This window comes from Terriglobales bacterium (assembly GCA_035624475.1).
Lineage (GTDB): Bacteria > Acidobacteriota > Terriglobia > Terriglobales > Acidobacteriaceae > DASPRL01.
Genome location: DASPRL010000156.1, coordinates 1 through 5482 on the forward strand (window position 1 = coordinate 1; position 5482 = coordinate 5482).

The 5482-nt window shown below is 69.1% G+C and carries 7 protein-coding genes; 6 read left to right on the top strand and 1 reads right to left on the bottom strand.

Translation table 11 applies throughout. The annotated features are described in order from the left end of the window. Positions 1-284: hypothetical protein (locus tag VEG08_06475; GenBank protein HXZ27630.1), on the bottom strand; the 284-nt coding region annotated here is incomplete at its 3' end. A gap of 63 nt (positions 285-347) precedes the next feature. Between VEG08_06475 and VEG08_06480 the strand changes: the two genes are divergently transcribed. From VEG08_06480 to VEG08_06505, 6 genes are all read left to right on the top strand, one after another. Next, positions 348-1337, top strand: a complete 990-nt coding sequence (locus VEG08_06480; GenBank protein HXZ27631.1) for a DUF4931 domain-containing protein — start codon at positions 348-350, stop codon at positions 1335-1337. Between the two features lie 10 nt (positions 1338-1347). Beyond that, positions 1348-1707 (top strand): hypothetical protein, encoded by a 360-nt coding sequence (locus VEG08_06485; GenBank protein ID HXZ27632.1) that lies wholly within the window; start codon positions 1348-1350, stop codon positions 1705-1707. Between the two features lie 68 nt (positions 1708-1775). Next, positions 1776-2591 (top strand): cytochrome c biogenesis protein CcsA, encoded by an 816-nt coding sequence (gene ccsA / locus VEG08_06490; GenBank protein ID HXZ27633.1) that lies wholly within the window; start codon positions 1776-1778, stop codon positions 2589-2591. Then, entirely contained in the window at positions 2588-3868 is a 1281-nt protein-coding gene (gene hemA, locus VEG08_06495; protein HXZ27634.1) for a glutamyl-tRNA reductase, read from the top strand. The genes ccsA and hemA overlap by 4 nt, the downstream gene beginning before the upstream one ends. Beyond that, on the top strand, positions 3868-4803 hold the full coding sequence (gene hemC, locus VEG08_06500) for a hydroxymethylbilane synthase (protein HXZ27635.1): 936 nt from the start codon (positions 3868-3870) through the stop codon (positions 4801-4803). Before hemA ends, hemC begins: the two co-directional genes overlap by 1 nt. Further along, the coding region (locus tag VEG08_06505; protein ID HXZ27636.1) for a uroporphyrinogen-III synthase at positions 4800-5482 on the top strand (683 nt) is incomplete at its 3' end. The genes hemC and VEG08_06505, both read left to right, overlap by 4 nt.

Below are 5482 nucleotides of genomic sequence, written 5' to 3' on the forward strand. Positions count from 1 at the left end.
CCCTTGCGGATGAGCTTGGCGATGTAGTTCTCGGCGGCGTGGTAGGGGACGCCGCACATGGGCACGGCCACGCCCTTCTCCTTGTTGCGCGCGGTCAGGGTGATCTGCAGCTCGCGCGCCGCCACCACCGCATCCTCGAAGAACAGTTCGTAGAAGTCGCCCAGGCGGAAGAAGAGCAGGGCGTTGGGATGCTCCTTCTTGAGCGCGGCGTACTGCCGCATCAGCGGGGTGGTCGCCTCGGTGGAGGCGGGTGGGCCGGAGCGCGGCGTGGAGGGATCGCTCATCGCGGCAGAGTTTCGGTTGCCGCGATTATAGCGCGGGAGCGTGGAAGCATTTATCCTACGGCCATGGAACTGCGCAAGGACCCCATCACCCGCTCCTGGGTCATCACCGGCGACGACTTCGAGAGTGCCCGGCGCGAGGAAGGCGCCTGCCCCTACTGCCCCGAGGCCAAGAGCGCGCCCCAGGTGGTTTCGACCATGCCCTCGGTGGACGGCGGGCCCTGGTCGGCGCGCGCGGTGGTGCACCCCATGGCGCTGTACCGGGTGGAAGGCGAGCCCCAGCGTCGCGGCGAAGGCATCTACGACCGCATGCGCACGGTGGGCGCGCACGAAGTGCTGGTGGAAAATCCCCGGCACGACCGCCAGCTCTGGCAGGCCTCCGACGCCGAATTGGCGCAGTTCTTCAAGCTGGCCGCCCAGCGCATCCAGGACCTCAAGCGCGACCGCCGCTTCAAGTACGTCACCATCCTCAAGAACCACGGCGCCTTTTCCGGGCAGGAGATCGAGCACCCGGTCTGCGAGCTGACCGCCACCACCTTCGTGCCCCGGCGCGTGCTCTACGAATTGCGCGCCGCCAAGCAGTACTACGAGCAGAAGGAGCGCTGCGTCTTCTGCGACATCCTGGCCCAGGAGGAGCGCGAGGGCACGCGCATCGTGGAGCACCGCGGCGACTTCGTGGCTTGCTGTCCTTACGCACCGCGCGTCCCCTTCGAGACCTGGATCGTGCCCCGCGTCCACGACGCCGCTTTCGAGCACACCGTGCTGGTGAAGTCGGGTTCGCTGAGCGATCTGGCCGCGCTGCTGCGCCGCACCCTCATCCGCATCCGCTCCCTCACCGACAGCTTCCACCTGGTGCTGCACACCGCGCCCAATTCCATGCATCGCTCCGAGGTGCTGGAGTACTGGAAGACCATCGACGACGACTACCACTGGCACATCGAGATCCTGCCCATCCTGGCCAGCAAGGCCAAGTCCTACACCTTCAAAGAGGTGTACTTCACCCCGGTGAGTTCGGAAACGGCGGCGGCGCGGCTGCGCGAGGCGCCGGCGGAATGAGAGAGGAAGCGTGACCGTCCGCCGCATGAAGACCTATACCGGCGAGATGGGCTTCGTCTATCAGTACTACTTCGTGGGCAAGCGGGCGGCCCTGCCCGGCGACCTCGACGCTCCCGCCACCGAGTTCATCTTCGACGTCACCGCGGACCGCAAGACCATGGTCTCCAGCAGCATCCTGGTGAAGCCGGAGGCGCTGCGCGCCTGGGCCCAGGCCCACGGCCGCGAACTCACCGAGGCCGAGCAGTATGCAGTGGCCAAGATGCGCCTCTTCCGCGCCTTCGACCAGGCGGCGGACTTTCAGCAAGAGGGCCGGCGCCTGCGCGTGGACGCCGCCGACATCGAGGGCCTGCTCGAGGGGCTGGGCCTATAGGCCGACCCCCTCCCTGTGACGCTCGTCACAAGCCGGGTGTGCGCCGTCCTTGTTAGAATTGCGGCGGGATGATGTCGCTGCTCTGGCTCCGGGTGGCCCTGATCTTCTACGGCGTGGGGCTGGCCTACGCCCTGCTGGCGCTCTCGCGCCGCGGCGAGTGGCTGGCCCGCATCGTCGTCCCCTGCATCGGCCTGGGCTTCTCCTTCCACCTGGTTTCCCTGGTAGAGGACGCCGCCGGCGCCGGTCACCTGCTGGGCTCCGTCCATCGCGCCGAGTCCTTGCTGGCCTTCCTCATCCTGGCTGTCTTCCTGCTCTTCTACTCCGGCTACCGCACCCTGGCGCCGGGCATGTTCGTCTTTCCCATGGTCTTCGTGCTGGCGCTGACCGCCGCCATCGGCCAGGACCCGCCCCAGTTCTCCTCGCCCCTGCTGCGCAGCGGCTGGATCATCCTGCACGTCGCCCTGGTCTTCGCCGGCTACGGCGCGCTCTTCTTCAGCTTTGCCGCCAGCGTGATCTACATCCTGCAGGAGCACAGTCTGAAGGCCAAGCGACCGCTGGGCATCCTGGAGCGCCTGCCCGCCCTCGACACCATGGACAAGCTCGGCTATCGCTCCCTGGTGCTGGGCTTCCCCTTCATGACCCTGGGGCTGATCGCGGGGGCGGTGATCGCGCAGGCCCGCTTCGGTCCGGCTTACTTCCACGACCCCAAGATCGTGCTCTCGCTGCTGATGTGGGCGGTGTACGTGGTGCTGCTGTACTCGCGCTGGCACGCGGGCTGGCGCGGACGCCGTGCCGCCTACCTGGTCTCGGTGATCTTCGTGGTGGCGCTCGGCGCCTGGGCGGCCAACTACTTCAGCAGCGTGCACAGCTTCATCGCGCAATGAACTTCTTTCTCATCGGCGTGAACCACAACTCGGCCCCGGTCGAGGTGCGCGAGCGCCTGGCCATCCCCGAGGACCGCCTGGGAGAGGCCAACCGCCGCCTGCTCGCCTATCCCGGGGTGGAAGAGGCCATGGTGCTCTCCACCTGCAACCGGGTGGAACTGCTGGCCCACGCCAGGAACGGCTCCACCGACCTGCGCGGCTTCCTGGGACAGTACTTCGCCGTCGAGCCCGCGGACTTCGACAAATACCTCTACGAGTATCGCGAGCGCGAGGTGGTGCGCCACATCTTCCGCGTAGCCTCCAGCCTGGACTCCATGGTGGTGGGCGAGCCCCAGATCCTGGGCCAGATCAAGGAAGCCTTCGCGCTGGCGCGGGCCGCGGGCGCCGCCGGCGGCCGCCTCGACGCCCTGCTCACCCGCGCCTTTGCCGTGGCCAAGCGCGTGCGCAGCGAGACCGCCATCGGCTCCTCCGCGGTCTCGGTGGCCTCGGTGGCGGTGGAGCTGGCGCAGAAGATCTTCGGCTCGCTCTCGGGGCAGAAGGTCTTCCTGGTGGGCGCGGGCAAGATGAGCGAGCTGGCGGCGCGCCACCTGCTGGCCCATGGCGCCGGCTCCATCTTCGTGGTCAACCGCACTCCCGAGCGCGCCCGCCAACTGGCCGACAAGTTCCACGGCGCCACCTTCCCCTACCAGGAACTCTACGACCACGTGGACCAGGCCGACATCGTGATCACCTCGACGGGCGCGCCGCACGCCATCTTCCGCCGGGAGCACGGCGAGTTGTTCATGAGCCGGCGCAAGAACCGCCCCATGTTCTTCATCGACATCGCCGTCCCCCGCGACGTGGACCCGGAGATGAACAAGGTGGACGGCGTCTTCCTCTACGACATCGACGACCTGCAGCAGGTGGTGTCGTCGCACGTGGCCGACCGCCGCCGCGAGGCCGAGCGCGCCCAGGCCATCGTGGACGGCGAGGTCGAGCGCTTCGCCGCCCGCGCCCAGACGCTGAGCGTGGTGCCCACCATCGTGTCGCTCCAGGAGCAGCTCGAATTGGTGCGCCAGGCCGAGATCGACCGGGTGCGCGGCCGCCTGGGCGCCCTCACCCCGGAACAGGAGATGGCCATCGAGGCCATGACCCGCGGCATCGTGAACAAGGTGCTGCACACTCCCATCACCACCCTGAAGAGCGCCGCCCGCGAACCCGAGGCCACCAGCGTCATCGAACTCATCCGCCGCCTCTTCAATCTCGACGACGCCGGGAAGAAGGGAAGCGGCGAGTGATGGCCCGTCTGCGCATCGGCTCGCGCGGCTCCCAGCTCGCCCTCTGGCAGGCGAACCATATCGCTGGGCTGCTGCGCCAGCGCGGGCATGAGGTCGAGATCCAGATCATCAAGACCACCGGCGACAAGATCACCGAGGTGGCGCTCTCCCAGGTCGGCACCAAAGGGATGTTCACCAAGGAGATCGAAGAGGCGCTGGCCGAAGGCAAGGTGGACCTGGCCGTGCATAGCCTGAAGGACCTGCCCACGGAACTGCCCGCCGGCTTCCGCCTGGCCGCCATCCCGCGGCGCGAGAACCCGCAAGACGCGCTGCTCTCGGTGAAGTTCGAGCGCCTGGCCGACCTTCCCCAGGGCGCGCGCGTGGGCACCAGCAGCCTGCGCCGCCAGGCCCAGCTCAAGGGCGTCCGCCCCGACCTGGAGGTCCTCTCTCTGCGCGGCAACGTCGACACGCGCCTGCGCAAGCTACAGGCGGGCGACTTCGACGCCATCGTGCTGGCCGCCGCCGGACTCAACCGCCTGGACCGCACCGAGATGGTCCGCGAGCTGATCCCCATCGGGACCATGTGCCCGGCGGCGGGGCAGGGCGCGCTCGGCATCGAGGCGCGCGCTGGCGATGCGGCTACCCTGGAAGCGCTGCGCTTTCTGGACGACGCGGACGCCCGGGCGGCCACCCTCTGCGAGCGCGCCCTGCTCAACGCCCTGGGGGGAGGCTGCCAGGTGCCCATCGGGGCGCACGCTGAGCGCGCGGGAAAACAACTGCAGCTCACGGCCGTGGTGGCGCGCCCGGATGGCTCCAAGCTGCTGCGCGAGTCCCGCTTGGGCGACGACCCGGAGAATCTGGGCATCGAGGTCGGCCGCACCCTGCTCGAGCGCGGCGCCGACCAGATCCTGAAGGAAGTCTACGGCGCCGCCGCCGTGGTGCCGCAACAGCCGTGAAGAAGACGCACCGTCCATCTCCGCCGCTCGCCGGCCAGCGGGTGCTGGTCACCCGCGCCCGCCGTCAGGCCGCGGCCCTGGCCCGGCTGTTGCGCCGCCAGGGCGCGACTGTGCTGGAGATCCCCTCCATCGAGATCCGCCCGCCGCGCTCTTATCGCCCGCTCGACCAAGCGCTGCGCCGCATCGCGGAGTACGACTGGCTGGTGCTGACCAGCGTCAACGGCGTGGAGGCGCTCTTCGCACGGCTGAAGAAGCTGCGACTCACCGCGCGCCACCTCAAGCGCCTGCGCCTCGCCGCCATCGGCCCGGCGACGCGCGCTGCCATCCAGAAGCGCGGCCTGCGCGTCCAGGTGATGCCGCGGGAGTACGTGGCCGAGTCCGTGGTCGCCGCGCTGCGCGGCAAGGTGAGAGGAAAACGGGTGCTGTTGGTGCGCGCCAAAGTCGCCCGCGACGTGCTGCCTCGCGACTTGCGCCGGGCCGGCGCGCGCGTGGACGTGATCGAAGCCTACGAGACGGTCATTCCGGCGCGCTCGCGCCGCCGCCTGCAGGCGCTGCTGCGCTCGCCCGCCCGCCGCCCCCACGTCATCACCTTCACCAGCTCGTCCACCGCCAGGAACTTCATGGACCTGCTGGGGCGGAAGCGGGAGAGCCGCAAGCTGCTGGACGGGGTTTTGGCGGC

Excerpts from the sequence above, each read along its gene's own strand:
- VEG08_06480 (HXZ27631.1), top strand. The coding sequence starts at position 348 with ATGGAACTGCGCAAGGACCCCATCACCCGCTCCTGGGTCATCACCGGC.
- ccsA (HXZ27633.1), top strand. The coding sequence starts at position 1,776 with ATGATGTCGCTGCTCTGGCTCCGGGTGGCCCTGATCTTCTACGGCGTG.
- hemA (HXZ27634.1), top strand. The coding sequence starts at position 2,588 with ATGAACTTCTTTCTCATCGGCGTGAACCACAACTCGGCCCCGGTCGAG.
- hemC (HXZ27635.1), top strand. The coding sequence starts at position 3,868 with ATGGCCCGTCTGCGCATCGGCTCGCGCGGCTCCCAGCTCGCCCTCTGG.